The organism is Nocardioides sp. ChNu-99 (genome assembly GCF_029493445.1).
GTDB lineage: Bacteria > Actinomycetota > Actinomycetes > Propionibacteriales > Nocardioidaceae > Nocardioides.
In genome coordinates this window covers 88,505-103,969 of record NZ_JAHWBL010000006.1, presented here as the reverse complement: position 1 = coordinate 103,969, position 15,465 = coordinate 88,505, and the positions used below count along the sequence as shown (strand labels likewise).

Genomic DNA, 15,465 nt, shown 5'->3' with positions numbered 1-15,465 from the left:
GGCCGCCGCGCGCACCCGGGCGGAGGTGACCGCCGCCCGGGCGGAGCGCGTCGGGGCGCTCGCCGACGAGCTGCGGGCCGCGCTCGAGGCGTGGGAGCCGGTCCGGGCCGCCCACGAGGTCGCCGAGCGCGTCGCCACGCTGGCGTCGGGGCGCTCCGGTGACAACCGCCTGCGGCTCGCGCTGCCGGCGTACGTCGTCGCGTGGCGCCTGGGCCAGGTCGTCGCGGCGGCCAACGACCGGCTGGGGCGCATGTCGGGCCACCGTTACGCCCTCGAGCAGTCCGACGCACGGGGCGGCCTCGGCGTCGTCGTGCGCGACGACTGGTCCGGCGAGCGCCGCGACCCGGCCACGCTGTCGGGCGGCGAGACGTTCGTCGTCTCCCTCGCCCTGGCGCTCGGCCTGGCGGACGTCGTCACGCAGGAGTCGGCGAGCGACGGCGAGGGCAGCGACCTGGAGACGCTGTTCGTCGACGAGGGCTTCGGCTCGCTCGACCCCGACACCCTCGACGACGTGATGGACACGCTCGACGAGCTGCGCGAGGGCGGTCGCGTGGTGGGGGTGGTGAGCCACGTCGGCGAGCTGCGCACCCGCATCACGACCCAGCTGCGGGTGACGCCGGCGCGCTCCGGATCCACGGTGCGGCTGGTCCACGCGGACGGGTAGGTTCGCGCCATGAGCGTTCCCGACGTCGACCCCTCGTTCCTCGCGCTCCCGTTCCGCCGCCTCGCCGACGTGGCGCTGCGGCGGGCGACCGACCTCGGCGCCACCCACGCCGACTTCCGGTTCGAGCGGGTGCGCTACCAGGACCTCAACGTCCGCGACGGCTCCCTGCTGGGCACCCGCGACAGCTCCGACGTGGGCTTCGCCGTGCGGGTCGTGCACGGCGGTGCCTGGGGGTTCGCCTCGGGCGTCGTCCTCACCGACGACGAGGCGCGCCACGTCGCCGAGCGTGCGGTCGAGGTCGCCCGCGTGGCCGCCGCGATGACGCGCGTGCCCGTCGAGCTCGCTCCCGAGCCGACGTACGACGACGTCACCTGGGTGTCGTCGTACGCGGTGAACCCGCTCGACGTGCCCGTCGCCGAGAAGGTGGGCGTCCTCGTCGACCTGACGGAGCGGCTGCGCGCCCACGCCGCGGTCGAGCACGCGACGGCGACCCTGCAGCAGGTGGTGGAGAACAAGTTCTACGCCGACTCGTCCGGCACCCGCACCACCCAGCAGCGCGTCCGCCTGCAGCCCGGCCTCACCGCCATGGGCTCCGACGCGACGACCGGGGTGTTCGACTCCATGACCTCCATCGCGCCGCCGGTCGGCCGGGGCTGGGAGTACCTGGTGGCGCCGGTCGCCGAGGGCGGCTGGGACTGGGACGCGGAGGTCGCCGAGCTGCCCGAGCTCCTCGCCGAGAAGCTGCGCGCGCCGAGCGTCGAGGCCGGCACCTACGACCTCGTCATCCACCCGTCGAACCTGTGGCTGACCATCCACGAGTCGATCGGCCACGCCACCGAGCTCGACCGGGCGCTGGGCTACGAGGCCAACTACGCCGGCACCAGCTTCGCGACGTACGACGGCCTCGGCTCCCTGCGCTACGGCTCGCCCGTCATGAACGTGACCGGCGACCGCACCGTCGAGCACGGCCTCGCCACGATCGGGTACGACGACGAGGGCGTCGCGACCCAGCAGTGGGACATCGTGAAGGACGGCGTCCTGGTCGGCTACCAGCTCGACCGCGTGATGGGCCGCCAGCGCCCGGAGCTGAACGGCGGCCGGTCGAACGGCTGCGCGTACGCCGACTCCCCCGGCCACATCCCCATCCAGCGGATGGCCAACGTCTCGCTGCAGCCGGCCCCCGACGGGCCGAGCACCGAGGAGCTGATCGGCCGCGTCGAGCGGGGCCTCTACGTCGTCGGCGACAAGTCGTGGTCGATCGACATGCAGCGCTACAACTTCCAGTTCACCGGCCAGCGCTTCTACCGCATCGAGGACGGCCGCCTGGCCGGCCAGGTGCGCGACGTCGCCTACCAGGCCACCACGACCGACTTCTGGGGATCCATGGAGGCGGTCGGCGGCCCCGAGACCTACGTGCTCGGTGGCGCGTTCAACTGCGGGAAGGCCCAGCCGGGCCAGGTCGCCTCGGTCAGCCACGGCTGCCCGACGGCGCTGTTCCGCGGCGTACGGATCCTCAACACGAACGAGGAGGCAGGCAAGTGAGCGAGCAGACCCGGCCCCAGGAGCTGGTCGAGCGGGCCCTGGCCGCCACGCGCTCCGACGACGCGGTGGTGCTCGTGACCGCCCGGTCGTCGGCGAACCTGCGCTGGGCGAACAACACGCTGACGACCAACGGCGAGATGCGCGGCGTCGAGGTGACGGTGCTGGCGTTCGACCGGCGCGCCGAGGGCGTCGCGGTCGGCTCGGTCACGAGCGCGGCCGCCTCGGTGGAGCAGGTGCTGGCCCTCGTCGAGCAGGCGGACGCCGCCGCCGCGGCCGCCGGGGTGGCCGACGACGCGTCCGACCTCGTCACCGGCGGGGCCGCCGCCGACTGGGACGAGCCGCCCGGCACCACCTCGATCGGCGTGTACGACGCCGTGGCCCCCGCCCTCGGCGAGGCGTTCGGCACGGCCGGCGGCGCCGACCGGGTGCTCTACGGCTTCGTCGACCACGAGGTCGCGACGACCTACCTGGGCTCGACCACCGGCCTGCGGCTGCGCCACGTGCAGCCCACCGGGCACTGGGGATGCACGGCCAAGCCGTCCGACCTCTCCCAGAGCGCCTGGGCCGGCGGCGCGACCCGCGACTTCCGCGACGTCGACCCGGTCGCCTTCGAGGCCGACCTCGCGCGACGCCTGGCGTGGGGCCGGCGCCGCGTGGACCTCCCCGCGGGCCGCTACGACACCGTGCTCCCGCCGACCTCGGTGGCGGACCTCCTCATCTACACGCTGTGGGTCAGCTCGGGCCTCGACGCCCACGACGGCCAGTCGGTGTGGAGCCGTCGCGGCGGCGGCACCCGCGTCGGTGAGCAGGTGGCGCCGGCGTCGGTGCGGATGCACTCCGACCCGGGCTACCCCGGGCTCGAGAGCGCGCCGTTCGTCCACACCTCCACCTCGGACGAGTCGACGTCGGTCTTCGACAACGGCCTGCCCGTCGGGCCCACCGACTGGATCCGGGACGGGCGGCTGACCAGCCTCCTGCAGAGCCGCCACTCGGCCCGGGTGACGGGGCTGCCGGTCACCCCGGCGCCGGACAACCTGGTGCTCGACGTCGCCGGTGGCGCCGGCAGCACCGAGGACCTCGTGGCCGGCACCGAGCGCGGGCTGCTCGTGACCTCGCTGTGGTACATCCGCGTCGTCGACCCGCAGAGCCTCCTGCTGACCGGGCTCACCCGCGACGGCGTCTACCTCGTCGAGGGCGGCGAGATCACGGGCGTCGTCAACAACTTCCGGTTCAACGAGAGCCCGGTCGACGTGCTCGGCCGGTTCACCCACGCGGGCGCCACCGTGCCCAGCTTCAGCCGGGAGTGGGGCGACTACTTCTCCCGCACGGCGACGCCGGCCCTGCGACTGCCCGACTTCAACATGTCGAGCGTGTCCCAGGCGCAGTAGCAGCGCCGGGGCGGCGCGCGTCACCGTTGTCCCGCGGACCAGCGGGTACCGGCGGTGACCGCGCGAGAGGGAGTGCGTGCGGTGCGGGGCGCCACCGCGCCCCGGGACACATCGACACAGGAGGCGTTCAATGCGCAAGCTGACGTTGCTGCTCGGGATCGGAATCGGCTACGTGCTGGGGGCGCGCGCCGGCCAGCAGCGCTACGAGGAGATCAAGGCGCAGGCCTCGCGGGCGTGGAACAGCCCCGCCGTGCAGGAGAAGGCCGCCCAGGCGCAGGAGAAGGTCAAGGAGACCGCCCCCAAGGTCGGCGAGAAGGCGAGCGAGGTGGCGTCCACCGTCGCCGCCAAGGTGAAGAAGGACGACGAGGGCACCGGCACGAACGCGGACCCGTCGGGCACCCCCATCGCGGACGGCCTGGCGCAGCCGGGCTCGTCGGCCGGCGTCTGAGGTCGTCGTGAGCAGCGTCCGAGGAGACGAGTCCACCGGCGAGCTGATCTCGCGCCTGTCGACGCAGACCTCCGAGCTCGTCCGCGGGGAGATCAAGCTCGCCCAGGCCGAGATCGCGCGCAAGGTCCGGTACGCCGGCTTCGGCGCCGCCGGTTTCGGCGCGGCCGCCCTGATCGGCTTCTTCGGCCTGGGCACCCTCATCGCCACCATCATCATCGCGCTGGACCTCGTCGTGCCCCTGTGGCTGGCCGGGCTCATCGTGACCCTCGCCCTCCTGCTCCTCGCCGGTGTCCTCGCGCTCGTCGGCAAGAAGCAGGTGGCCCACGCCACGCCGGCGGTGCCCGAGCGCACCGTCGAGAACGTGAAGGAAGACGTCCGCACCGTCAAGGAGGCCCGTCAGCATGACCACACCACCTGAGTCCGGCGCGCACCGGGCCGACGGGCCCACCGACGGCGAGCCGAGCATCGAGGAGCTGCAGCACGAGGTCGAGCAGGTCCGGGCCGAGCTCGGCGAGACCGTCGAGGCCCTCACGGCCAAGCTGGACGTCAAGGGCCGGGCCCACGACAAGGTCGAGGAGGTCAAGGGCAACGTCGGTGACGGCGTCGCCCAGGCCAAGGACCAGGTCGTCGGGGCCGCCGGCCACGCCAAGGAGCAGGCCACGGCGGCCGTCGACCAGGCCCGCGAGGCCCTGACCGACGAGCGGGGCCGCCCGACCTCCGTCGCGCTGGGAGGCGCGGGCGGCCTGGTGGCGGTGGCCGTCCTGGTCACCGTCGTCGTCCTGTGGCGTCGTCGACGGTGAGGGGGCTCCGGTGCTAGGACGAGGGAAGAAGAAGACGCACGACCACGCGGCCGCCCACGCGACGCCGCGGCCCGGCGAGTCGACGGAGGAGCAGCGGAGCCGCACGGCGCCCGACCCCGACGACCCCCGCAAGCCGGACTCGATGGGCGACCTCGAGAAGGCGTCGTGGCGCTACGTCGCACGACGCACGATGCGCGAGTTCAGCAAGGACCAGTGCACGGACCTCGCGGCCGCGCTCACCTACTACGCGGTGCTCGCGCTGTTCCCGGGGCTCGTCGCCCTGCTCTCGCTGGTCGGCCTGTTCGGCCAGGGGCAGGCGACCGTCGACACGCTCCTGCAGATCCTGCGGGACGTCGGCGCCGGCTCGGCCGCGGACACCCTCGAGCCGACGCTGCAGCAGCTCTCCGCCTCCCAGGGCGCCGGCCTCGCGTTCGTCATCGGACTCGCCGCCGCCCTGTGGTCGGCCTCGGGCTACGTCAACTCGTTCGGGCGCGCCATGAACCGGATCTACGAGATCCGCGAGGGCCGGCCGATCTGGAAGCTCCGCCCCGTGATGCTCCTGCTGACCGCCGTGTCGGTGGTGCTGGTGGCGCTCGTGGCGCTCGGGCTGGTCATCTCCGGCCCGGCGGCGACCGCCGTCGGTGACGCGATCGGCGTGGGCTCGGCCGCGGTCACGGTGTGGAACATCGTGAAGTGGCCGGTCATCCTGCTCGCCGTGGTCGTCGTCGTGGCGCTGCTCTACTACGTGACGCCGAACGTGCAGCAGCCCAAGTTCCGCTGGATCAGCGTCGGTGCCATCGTCGCGATCCTCACCTGGGTCGTCGCCTCGGCGGCGTTCGGGTTCTACGTCGCGAACTTCGGCAGCTACAACAAGACGTACGGCTCGCTCGCCGGCGTCGCGGTCTTCCTGCTCTGGCTGTGGATCACGAACCTCGCGCTGCTGTTCGGCGCCGAGCTCGACGCCGAGCTCGAGCGGGGCCGGGAGCTCCAGGCCGGCATCGCCGCGGAGGAGACCATCCAGCTGCCGCCGCGCGACACGCGCACGACGGAGAAGGCCGACGAGAAGCACGCGGACGACGTCGAGGAGGGCCGTCGCCTGCGGGCCGACGGCGGACGTGAGGACGCCACCGCACAGCGGGGAGGAGATCGACGATGAAGCGAGAGGAACCGGGCAGCCGCTCGGCGAAGCTGCTCTACCGCCCCATCGGGCTCGTGAGCAGCCTGCTCGCCGGCGTCATCGCGGGTGAGATCTTCCAGCAGGTCTGGAAGAAGGCCGTGCCCACGGCGTCCGACGACGCTCCCCGGCCCCTGGAGTCGGAGTACCCGTTGCGCGAGATCATCCTCGCCGCGGCGGTGCAGGGGGCGATCTTCTCGGTCGTCAAGGCGCTCATCAACCGCGGCGGTGCGCGGGTCTACCAGCGCGCCACCGGCGACTGGCCCGGCGACTGAGCGGTACCCCCCGCACGACCGACCCCCGCACGGCCGACCCCTGCACGACGACGGAGCCCCGGGCCACCACGGCCCGGGGCTCCGTCGTACCCACGAGGGGTCGGGACGCTCAGTCGCGGTCCTCCGCGAACGCCTCGAGCGGCGGGCACGCGCAGACGAGGTTGCGGTCGCCGTACGCCTGGTCGATCCGGCCCACGGGCGGCCAGTACTTGTCCGGGTCGTGGCCGGCCGGGAAGACGCCGAGCTCGCGCGGGTACGCGCGGTCCCACTCCCCCGTCAGCGCCCGGGCCGTGTGCGGCGCGTGGCGCAGCGGCGACTCCTCCGCGCTCCACTCCCCCGCCGCCACGCGCTCGATCTCCGCCCGGATGGCGATCATGGCGTCGCAGAACCGGTCGATCTCCGCGAGGTCCTCCGACTCGGTCGGCTCGACCATGAGGGTGCCGGCCACCGGGAACGACATCGTCGGGGCGTGGAACCCGTGGTCGACGAGCCGCTTGGCCACGTCGTCGACGGTGACGCCCGTCGCCTTGGTGAGCGGGCGCAGGTCGAGGATGCACTCGTGGGCCACCAGCCCGTTCTCGCCGCGGTACAGCACCGGGAAGTGCTCCTCGAGGCGGGCCGCGACGTAGTTGGCGGCGAGCACCGCGACCGCGGTGGCGTGCGCGAGGCCCTCGGCGCCCATCAGTCGAACGTACGCCCAGGAGATCGGCAGGATCCCCGCCGAGCCGTACGGCGCGGCACTGATCGCGCCCACACCGGCCCGCTTCTCCTCCTCGCCGTGCAGCGGGTGGGAGGGCAGGTACGGCGCGAGGTGCGCCTTCACCGCCACCGGGCCGACGCCCGGGCCGCCACCGCCGTGCGGGATGCAGAACGTCTTGTGGAGGTTGAGGTGCGACACGTCGCCGCCGAAGGCGCCCGGACGGGCGTGGCCGACGAGCGCGTTGAGGTTCGCGCCGTCGACGTAGACCTGCCCGCCGTGGGCGTGCACGACCTCGCACAGCTCGGTGATCGTGTCCTCGTAGACCCCGTGCGTGGAGGGGTAGGTGACCATGATCGCCGCGAGGTCGTCGGCGTGCTCCGCGCAGGCCGCCCGCAGGTCGTCGAGGTCGACGCCCCCGTCCTCGGCCGAGCGCACGACCACCACCCGCATGCCCGCCATGACGGCCGACGCGGCGTTGGTGCCGTGCGCCGAGGAGGGGATGAGGCACACGTCGCGGCCCACGTCGCCGCGGTCGTGGTGGTAGGCCCGGATCGCCAGCAGCCCCGCCAGCTCGCCCTGCGAGCCGGCGTTGGGCTGCACCGACACGCGGTCGTAGCCGGTGACCTCCGCGAGCCAGCCCTCGAGGTCCGCGACGAGGCGGCGGTAGCCCTCGGCGTCGCCGGCCGGCACGAACGGGTGGAGGTCGGCGAAGCCCGGGAGGCTGATCGGCTCCATCTCCGTCGTGGCGTTGAGCTTCATCGTGCAGGAGCCGAGCGGGATCATGCCGCGGTCCAGCGCGTAGTCCCGCGCCGAGAGCCGGCGCAGGTAGCGCAGCATCTGCGTCTCGCTGCGGTGGCTGGAGAACACCTCGTGGGTCAGGTACGGCGTCGCGCGTCGCAGCGCGTCCGGCACCGCGTCGGCGGTGGTGCGGTCGAGCTCGTCGACGTCGACGCCCCTCAGGTCCGGCAGCGCCACCGCGAGGGCGGCGAGCACACCGTCGAGGGTGGCGCGGGTCGTGCGCTCGGACGTCGACATCCCGACGTGGTCGGCGTCGACGAGGCGCAGGTGCAGGCCCCGCTCGCGCGCCGCGGCGACGACCGCGGCGGCCTGGCCCGGCACCCGCACGGTCACGGTGTCGAAGAGGGCCTCGTGGACGGTCGTGCCGCCGGCGGCGCGCACCGCGGCGGCCAGCACGGCGGCGTACCGGTGGGTGCGGTGACCGATCGTGCGCAGGCCGTCGGGGCCGTGGTGCACGGCGTACATGCCGGCCGCGACGGCCAGCAGCACCTGCGCCGTGCAGATGTTGGAGGTCGCCTTGTCGCGACGGATGTGCTGCTCGCGGGTCTGCAGCGCCAGCCGGTACGCCGGGCGGCCCTCGGCGTCGACCGAGACGCCGACGAGGCGGCCGGGCAGGTTGCGCTCCAGCCCGGAGCGCACGGCGATGTACGCCGCGTGCGGCCCGCCGTGGAAGAGCGGGACGCCGAAGCGCTGGGTGGAGCCGATCGCCACGTCGGCCCCCAGCGCGCCCGGCGACTCCAGCAACGTGAGCGCGAGCAGGTCGGCGGCGGCGACGACGAGGGCCCCGACCGCGTGGGCGGCCTCGACGACGGGACGGGGGTCGAGCACCCGCCCGGAGGCGCCGGGGTACTGCACCAGCACCCCGCACGACCCGGTCTCCGCGACCGACGCGGGCAGGCCGTCGGTCAGGTCGGCGACGACCACCTCGATCCCCATGGCCTCGGCACGGGTGCGCACGACGTCGATCGTCTGCGGGAGGGCGTCGGCGTCGACGACGAACGGCCCGCTCGAGCGGCGCTGCGCCCGCCGGACCAGCGTCATCGCCTCCGCGGCGGCGGTGGCCTCGTCGAGGAGGGACGCGTTCGCCGTCGGCAGCCCCGTGAGGTCGCCGACCATGGTCTGGAAGTTGAGGAGCGCCTCGAGCCGCCCCTGGGAGATCTCCGGCTGGTACGGCGTGTACGCCGTGTACCAGCTCGGGTCCTCCAGCACGTTGCGGCGGATGACGGGCGGGGTCGTCGTGGGGTGGTAGCCCAGCCCGATGAGGGACTCCCCCGGCTCGTTGGCCGCGGCCAGCGCGCGGAGCTCGGCGGCGACGGTGGCCTCCGAGGCGGCGGGGGGCAGGGCCAGCGTCACGTCGCGGTCCCGGATGCCCGCCGGCACCGCGGCGTCCATCAGGGCGTCGAGCGAGTCGTGGCCGAGCCGCTCGAGCATGGCGCGGACGGCGTCGGCGTCGGGGCCGACGTGACGCTCGACGAAGGGGTGGGCCGCGTCGAGCTCGGCCAGGGTGGGCTGATCGGTCATGAGGCGCTCCGTCACCAGGGGTCGGTCGGTCCGCCTCCCCCTCTGTCACCGACGTCGCCGTCCGCTCCAGAGTCGCCTCGTCCGCTCGGTCCGTGCGCCTGAGAGGTTCCGGGGAGGAATTGCCCCTTCGGCGCTCCGTCGACGTCCGCTCGCGCGGGCGCACGGAGGCTCTCCCGTGCGGATTCGTCAGCGCTCGCCACGCTACCACCGCAGACGCGACGAGGGCCCGGCACCACGAGGGTGCCGGGCCCCCGACGGAGGTGGTCCGGTGGAGCTCAGCCGGTGGAGCGGGGTTCAGCCGATGCGACGGGCGCGCCGCGCGGCGAGCTCGTCGACGACCGACGCGCCGGCCTCGGCCGCGTCGTCCGCGGTGCGCTCGCTCGGCAGCTCGGCCAGCGAGCCCTCGATCTCGCGCCACACGCCGCCGATCGCGATGCCGAACACGCCCTGGCCGCCTTGGAGCAGGTCGATGACCTCGTCGTTGGTCGTGCACTCGTAGACCGAGGCACCGTCGCTCATGAGCGTGACGCGCGTCAGGTCGTCGGTGCCGCGCTCGCGCAGGTGGGAGATGGCGGTGCGGATCTGCGGCAGGGAGATGCCCGCGTCCAGCAGCCGCTTGATGATCTTGAGGATGAGGATGTCGCGGAAGGAGTAGAGCCGCTGCGAGCCCGACCCCTTGGCGCCGCGGATCGACGGCTCGACGAGGCCCGTGCGGGCCCAGTAGTCGAGCTGGCGGTAGGTGATGCCGGCGGCGTTGCACGCGGTCGGCCCGCGGTACCCCAGGTCGCTGGGCAGCGGCGACACGTCGTCGGTGAAGAGCAGCCCCTGCTCGTCGGCGAGCTCGGTCGCCTCGGCGACCGCCTGCTCGTCAGCCCCGCTGCGCGCGGGCTGCTCGTCGTTCCTGCTCACTGCGACCTCCGTCGGTTCCTTCGCGTCACGCAACTCCGGAGGGAAGTGGTCGTGCGGAGCACAACGGTGGAGTTACAACGAAGAGGGTCCCAACGTAGGCCCGGCACCCGGTCGGGTCAACGCGCGACACGCCGGTCGCAACCCTCCATCTCAGGTCGAGGGTCACACTTCGGCGACGGTCAGAGCGACTCGAAGTCGTCGGGCGTGACGTGGTCGAGGAACTCGCGGAACTTCTCCACCTCGTCCTCCTGCTCGGCCGGCACGGCCAGCCCGGCCTCGTCGAGCACGTCGTCGGCGCAGACGATGCGGGAGCCGGTGCGCAGGGCCAGCGCGATGGAGTCCGACGGCCGCGCGCTCACCTCGACGCCGGAGGCGAGCACGAGCTGGGCGTAGAAAACGCCGTCGCGGACCTCCACGATCCGCACCTCCTCGAGGCCGTTGCCCGTCGCCTCCAGCACGTCCTTCAGCAGGTCGTGCGTGAGGGGTCGCGGCGGCACCACCCCCTGCTGGGCGAACGCGATCGCCGTCGCCTCCACCGCCCCGATCCAGATGGGCAGGTAGCGCTCCCCCGAGCTCTCGCGCAGCAGCACGATCGGGTGGTTGGAGGGCATCTCCACACGGACTCCGACGACATCTACCTCGCGCACGTCCACCACCCTACTCCCGGGACCGAGCCGGGCCGGACCGCGCGGAGCGGGCCTCAGCGCCCGGGCAGCGAGCCCTTGACGAGGGTGGCGTGCAGGCGCACGGTCAGCGCGGCGATCCGGGCGGCGACATCGGCGGCGCGCGCCTCCGCGGCGGCGTCGCGGCTGCGGCGTACCGGGGCCACGACCTGCTCGACGAGGCCGACCTCGCGGTCGGCGGCGGCGCGAAAGGCGCGCAGGTGGCGCGGCTCGATGCCGAAGGCCTCGAGCTCGCGGGCGGTGTCGGCGACGACGAGGTCCTCGGCGTCGTAGTGACCCGTGCCCGACGGCCGCACGAGGCCGTAGTCCTCGAGCGTGGCGAGGAACGGCTCCTCGATGCCCGCGACCGTGAGCAGCTCGCGGCGGGTCAGGCGCACCTGGCCGCGGCGCCGGAACTCCTCGGGCCCGGGCAGCCCGTCGGCCGCCAGCGCCACCTTGGGCACCGTGGGCACGACGCCCTCGATGGGGGGCGGCTCGAGGCCGCGGTCGATGGCGTCGAGGTGCTCGCCGATCACCTTCAGCGGCAGGTAGTGGTCGCGCTGCATGACGAGCACGTAGCGCAGCCGGTCGACGTCACCGGGGGCGAACTTGCGGTAGCCCGACGGCGTGCGCTCGGGCTTGATGAGCCCCTTGTCCTCGAGGAACCGGATCTTGGGGATGGTGATGCCCGGGAACTCCGGTCGCAGGACGTCCAGCACCTGACCGATGTTCATCCGGTCGGCGTGGGCGCCCCCCTGCCGGTGCGGGTCGACGCCGGGGGCGGCCATGCTCAGACCGGCGCGCCCGAGAAGAACACCAGCCGGTACTTGCCGATCTGGACCTCGTCGCCGTCCTTGAGCGTGACCTCGTCGATGCGGTCGCGGTTCACGTACGTGCCGTTGAGGCTGCCGACGTCGGAGACGGTGAACCGTCCCCCGGTACGGCGGAAGTCCGCGTGGCGGCGCGACACCGTCACGTCGTCGAGGAAGATCTCGCTCTCCGGGTGGCGCCCGGCGGTCACGAGGTCGGTGTCGAGGAGGAAGCGGCTGCCCGCGCCCGGGCCGCGCTGCACCACGAGGAGCGCGTGGCCCGGCGGGAGTGCATCCACCGCGGCGGCGTCGACGGGGTTCAGCGCCCGGTCCGAGCTCTCGGTGGTGGAGGACGCACCGAACGTGATGGTGGCCGTCGACTCCGACGCGGCGGGGGCGGACGTCACCAGCTTGGTGCCGCACTGGGAGCAGAACCGGGCCTCGTCCGGGTTCTGGCTACCGCAGGCTGTGCAGAACGGCATGGTGATGGCCTCCTGGGGGGTCACGGAAACCCTCAACGGCGGGCTGAGGGTGACGAGGTCCGAACCTACCAGTCACGGGGCTCGGATCAACCGGGGACGGACGGTGGTCTGGTTCAGGCGGGGAGATCGGACTGGTACGTCGCGGCGTCGAGCAACGCGTCCACCGCGCCCGCCTCGGCGGGCACGACCTCGAAGAGCCAGCCGTCGCCGTACGGGTCGGAGTTGACGACCTCGGGGGTGGCGTCGAGGGCCTCGTTGACGGCCACCACCTCGCCCGTCAGCGGGGCGTAGATCTCGCTGACCGACTTGTGGGACTCGAGCTCGCCGCAGGGCTCCCCGGCACGCACCGACTCCCCCACCTCCGGGAGCGTCACGTAGACGATCCCGCCGAGCTCGTCCTGCGCGTAGTGGGTGACGCCGACGCGCACGGCGCCCGCGGTCTCGCCGGGCTGGCGGACCCACTCGTGCTCGGCGGTGTACTTCAGGTCCTCGGGGTACACGGGGCGCTCCTCGGGGTGCGGGGCGAGCTGGGGGCTGCGTGCGACGCGGGCAGCACGACGACCCTAGCGTCACCCGGCGGGGTCGGCGAAGGACGGCGTGTCGAGCTCGACGACGCTCGTCACCTCGACCGACTCCAGCTCCTCGGCCTCGACCTCGACGGCCTCCTCACCGAAGCGCTCCGTGGGCCCCCCGGGGAACGACATGGCACCGGCGAGGGTGTCGGGCGCGCCGATCACGTCGATGACGTACGGCGAGCTCAGCCGCACGCCGTCCACGGCGAGCCCGTCGCCGCCGGAGTCCACGAAGGTGTCGACCACCACGCGCACCTCGTCGTTGACCTCGATCGCCTCCGCACCGGCGGTGCGCAGCTCCTGGAGCATGTCGACGACGTCGGCCGGCTCGATGCGGCCGTCGTCGTCGGTGAGCGTCACGCGCAGTCCCGGGCCCTCGACCGGCACCGTGCCGGCCAGCACGGCGAGGGTGCGCGCCTCGCGCTGGGCCTGCTCGAGGGCGGTCGTGCGACCGGTCGTCGTCGAGCGCAGGTCGTCGCGGGTCTGCTCGAGGCGGGCGATCTCGGCCTCCGCCCGCTGGGTGGTGCCCGCGATGCCGCTCAGCAGGTCGATCAGGTCCTGCTCCCGGTAGCCCGAGTAGGTGTCGTCGGAGTCGATGGTGCGCACCTGGACGATGCCGGCGAACCCGACCACGGCGAGCAGCACGGCCACGACCAGCTGGCCGCGCGAGGGCCGCAGGAGCGCGTCGCGCAGGCGGGTGCGTCCCGTCGTACCGCCCCCGCTGCCGGGTGCTGCCCCCGGCTCGGGCACCTGGTCGGGCCGGGGCTCAGGCATGGAACACGTGGCGCCGGATGGCCGCCATGTTGGAGAAGATCCGGATGCCGAGCACCACGATCACGCCGGTCGACAGCTGGCCGCCCACGCCGAGCCGGTCGCCGAGGTAGACGATCACCGCGGCGATGACGACGTTGCTGACGAACGAGATGACGAACACCTTGTCGTCGAAGATGCCGTCGAGGTAGGCGCGCAGTCCGCCGAAGACCGCGTCCAGGGCGGCGACGACGGCGATGGGCAGGTAGGGCTGGAGGCCCAGCGGCACGTCGGGCTCGAGCACGAGCCCGAGCACGATGCCGATGAGCAGCCCGAGGGCGGCGATCACGGTCGGTCTCCCGTCGTCGACGGCTGGGTGGACTGCTGGGTGGACTGCTGGGGGGCGGTGGGCTGGTCGGGCGCGGCCGCCGTCATCTCCTCCGCGTGGCGCAGCACCGGGGCCGGGCCCGCGGGCAGGCGCAGCTCCCCCACGTTGTCGAGCTGGACGACGAGGCCGACGGAGGTGGCGATGACGTCGAACTCGCGGCCGGGGCGGGTGTCGGCCAGGTCGGCCTGCAGCGTGCGGGGGTCGCCGATCGCGTCGACGACGTACGGCGCGGTGAGGGGCCGGCTGTTGACGTTGACGGCGCTGCCGGAGTTGCGGATGGACGACAGCGGGGTGAGCCGCTGGCCGTTGATGGCGACGGCCTCGGCGCCGGCCTCCCACAGGCCGGCGACGAGGCGGGCCAGGTCCTCGTCCTGCACGCGGCCGGAGCCGTCGCCGGACGGGTCCTCGGGCGCGTCGTCGACGACCGCGCGCACCCCGGGGCCGACCACCTCGCCGTACCCCGTCACGAGGCGCAGCGCCTCGACGCGGCCGGTCGCCGCCCGCTCGCGGGCCTCCAGGCCCTCGAGCGCGACGGTGGCGGCGCCGTTGGCGTCCCGCAGCTCCGCGATCCGGTCCTGCAGCGCGGCGAGGCGCTCGCGGCCCTCGGTGGCCCGGCCCTCGAGGGTGGTGCGGCTCGTCTCGTCGGTGGCCGCGTCGCGCGAGCTCTGCACGGCCGCCGTCGCCGCCAGGAGGCCGAACACGCCGACCACCACGACGGTGGCCCGTCCCAGGCGGCGGCCCGCCGGAGCCGGCGTCCCCGTCCCACCGGCCCCACCGTCCCCACCGGCTGCGCGCGCCTGTGCCGCCGCGCGGGCCTTCTGCTCCGCCACGTGGGCGTAGTCCTCCTCCAGCGACTGACGGGTGACGAGCTCCAGCAGCGGGAGGGTGGCGCGGTCCGACGGCGTGGTCATCGGGGCCCCGGGGCCCCGTCGCCGGCGCGGCCGCGATCGCGGTGGGCGAGCGGCTCGGTCGTGGCGAGCAGCCGCCGCACCTGCCAGGCGTACAGCAGGCCCGCCCACCAGTAGAGCCCGATGCCCCACAGGGCGAAGGCCCAGCCGAAGACGAGGGCGAGCGTGGCCACGACGCCGGTGCCGTCACCCAGGAGGAGCAGCGGGAAGGCGTAGAGCAGGTTGAACGTGGCGGCCTTGCCCAGGAAGTGGACGGGCAGCGCGCTGTAGCCGCGGGTGCGCAGGAACGGCACGAGGCACCACAGGAGGGCGTCGCGCAGCGGCAGGATCACCACCACCCACCACGGGATCACCTCCCGCAGCCCGAGCCCGACGATCACCGCGAGGATGTAGAGCCGGTCCGCGACCGGGTCGAGCACCTCCCCCAGGGGGGAGCGCTGGTCGAGGCGACGGGCGAGGTAGCCGTCGAGGAAGTCGGTGACCCCGGACACCATGAGCACGAGCAGCGCCAGGCCGTCGGCCTCGGGCCCCAGCACGAGCCAGAGGAACAGGGGGACGCCGAGGAGGCGGAGGCCGGAGAGGACGTTGGGGATCGTCCACACGTTCGCCGTCCGGCTCGACTCATCGGACACGGGTCACTTACCTGCACTCACTCCGGTCGCGCCACGCCCCGCC

At 73.8% G+C, this 15,465-nt stretch carries 18 protein-coding genes and 1 riboswitch; of the genes, 8 read left to right on the top strand and 10 right to left on the bottom strand.

Going from position 1 to position 15,465, the window contains the following annotated elements; translation table 11 throughout:
• From KK617_RS04005 to KK617_RS03970, 8 genes are all read left to right on the top strand, one after another.
• On the top strand, positions 1-664 hold a 664-nt coding region (locus KK617_RS04005), incomplete at its 5' end, for an SMC family ATPase (RefSeq protein ID WP_277498243.1).
• Positions 665-673: 9 nt separating this feature from the next.
• Complete coding sequence (locus KK617_RS04000) at positions 674-2,206, top strand: TldD/PmbA family protein (protein ID WP_277498242.1); 1,533 nt, start codon at positions 674-676, stop codon at positions 2,204-2,206.
• Positions 2,203-3,594: a metallopeptidase TldD-related protein gene (locus KK617_RS03995; protein WP_277498241.1), complete on the top strand. Its 1,392-nt coding sequence runs from the start codon at positions 2,203-2,205 to the stop codon at positions 3,592-3,594. The genes KK617_RS04000 and KK617_RS03995 overlap by 4 nt, the downstream gene beginning before the upstream one ends.
• A gap of 130 nt (positions 3,595-3,724) precedes the next feature.
• The gene (locus tag KK617_RS03990) at positions 3,725-4,042 is read left to right on the top strand and encodes a hypothetical protein (RefSeq protein ID WP_277498240.1); all 318 of its coding nucleotides are present in this window, start codon (positions 3,725-3,727) and stop codon (positions 4,040-4,042) included.
• A 7-nt stretch (positions 4,043-4,049) separates the two neighbouring features.
• The gene (locus tag KK617_RS03985) at positions 4,050-4,460 is read left to right on the top strand and encodes a phage holin family protein (RefSeq protein ID WP_277498239.1); all 411 of its coding nucleotides are present in this window, start codon (positions 4,050-4,052) and stop codon (positions 4,458-4,460) included.
• The gene (locus KK617_RS03980; protein WP_277498238.1) at positions 4,444-4,842 is read left to right on the top strand and encodes a DUF3618 domain-containing protein; all 399 of its coding nucleotides are present in this window, start codon (positions 4,444-4,446) and stop codon (positions 4,840-4,842) included. Before KK617_RS03985 ends, KK617_RS03980 begins: the two co-directional genes overlap by 17 nt.
• A 10-nt stretch (positions 4,843-4,852) precedes the next feature.
• Positions 4,853-5,998 carry a YihY/virulence factor BrkB family protein gene (locus tag KK617_RS03975; protein ID WP_277498237.1) on the top strand — a complete coding sequence of 382 codons (1,146 nt, stop codon included), beginning with the start codon at positions 4,853-4,855 and terminating at the stop codon, positions 5,996-5,998.
• Complete coding sequence (locus tag KK617_RS03970) at positions 5,995-6,291, top strand: DUF4235 domain-containing protein (protein ID WP_277498236.1); 297 nt, start codon at positions 5,995-5,997, stop codon at positions 6,289-6,291. The genes KK617_RS03975 and KK617_RS03970 overlap by 4 nt, the downstream gene beginning before the upstream one ends.
• Positions 6,292-6,400: 109 nt before the next feature.
• Here the strand turns inward: KK617_RS03970 and gcvP are convergent, their stop codons facing one another.
• The 10 genes from gcvP to KK617_RS03920 all read right to left on the bottom strand — a co-directional run bounded on the left by gcvP (position 6,401) and on the right by KK617_RS03920 (position 15,422).
• A complete protein-coding gene (gene gcvP / locus KK617_RS03965; protein ID WP_277498235.1) occupies positions 6,401-9,310 on the bottom strand; it encodes an aminomethyl-transferring glycine dehydrogenase in 2,910 nt (969 codons plus the stop codon).
• 76 nt (positions 9,311-9,386) lie between these two features.
• Positions 9,387-9,496: riboswitch (glycine riboswitch) on the bottom strand.
• A gap of 108 nt (positions 9,497-9,604) precedes the next feature.
• Positions 9,605-10,219 carry a MerR family transcriptional regulator gene (locus tag KK617_RS03960; protein WP_277498234.1) on the bottom strand — a complete coding sequence of 205 codons (615 nt, stop codon included), beginning with the start codon at positions 10,217-10,219 and terminating at the stop codon, positions 9,605-9,607.
• Between the two features lie 179 nt (positions 10,220-10,398).
• A complete protein-coding gene (locus tag KK617_RS03955) occupies positions 10,399-10,866 on the bottom strand; it encodes a bifunctional nuclease family protein (protein ID WP_277498233.1) in 468 nt (155 codons plus the stop codon).
• A 53-nt stretch (positions 10,867-10,919) separates the two neighbouring features.
• Positions 10,920-11,669: a MerR family transcriptional regulator gene (locus KK617_RS03950; RefSeq protein ID WP_277498232.1), complete on the bottom strand. Its 750-nt coding sequence runs from the start codon at positions 11,667-11,669 to the stop codon at positions 10,920-10,922.
• A 2-nt stretch (positions 11,670-11,671) separates the two neighbouring features.
• Positions 11,672-12,172 (bottom strand): FHA domain-containing protein, encoded by a 501-nt coding sequence (locus KK617_RS03945; RefSeq protein WP_277498249.1) that lies wholly within the window; start codon positions 12,170-12,172, stop codon positions 11,672-11,674.
• Between the two features lie 113 nt (positions 12,173-12,285).
• The gene (gcvH, locus tag KK617_RS03940) at positions 12,286-12,672 is read right to left on the bottom strand and encodes a glycine cleavage system protein GcvH (protein WP_277498231.1); all 387 of its coding nucleotides are present in this window, start codon (positions 12,670-12,672) and stop codon (positions 12,286-12,288) included.
• Between the two features lie 69 nt (positions 12,673-12,741).
• On the bottom strand, positions 12,742-13,518 hold the full coding sequence (locus KK617_RS03935; protein ID WP_277498230.1) for a DUF881 domain-containing protein: 777 nt from the start codon (positions 13,516-13,518) through the stop codon (positions 12,742-12,744).
• A complete protein-coding gene (locus KK617_RS03930) occupies positions 13,511-13,843 on the bottom strand; it encodes a small basic family protein (RefSeq protein ID WP_277498229.1) in 333 nt (110 codons plus the stop codon). The genes KK617_RS03935 and KK617_RS03930 overlap by 8 nt, the downstream gene beginning before the upstream one ends.
• A complete protein-coding gene (locus KK617_RS03925; RefSeq protein WP_277498226.1) occupies positions 13,840-14,793 on the bottom strand; it encodes a DUF881 domain-containing protein in 954 nt (317 codons plus the stop codon). Before KK617_RS03925 ends, KK617_RS03930 begins: the two co-directional genes overlap by 4 nt.
• The gene (locus KK617_RS03920; protein WP_277498225.1) at positions 14,790-15,422 is read right to left on the bottom strand and encodes a CDP-alcohol phosphatidyltransferase family protein; all 633 of its coding nucleotides are present in this window, start codon (positions 15,420-15,422) and stop codon (positions 14,790-14,792) included. Before KK617_RS03920 ends, KK617_RS03925 begins: the two co-directional genes overlap by 4 nt.
• Between the last annotated feature and the right edge of the window lie 43 nt (positions 15,423-15,465).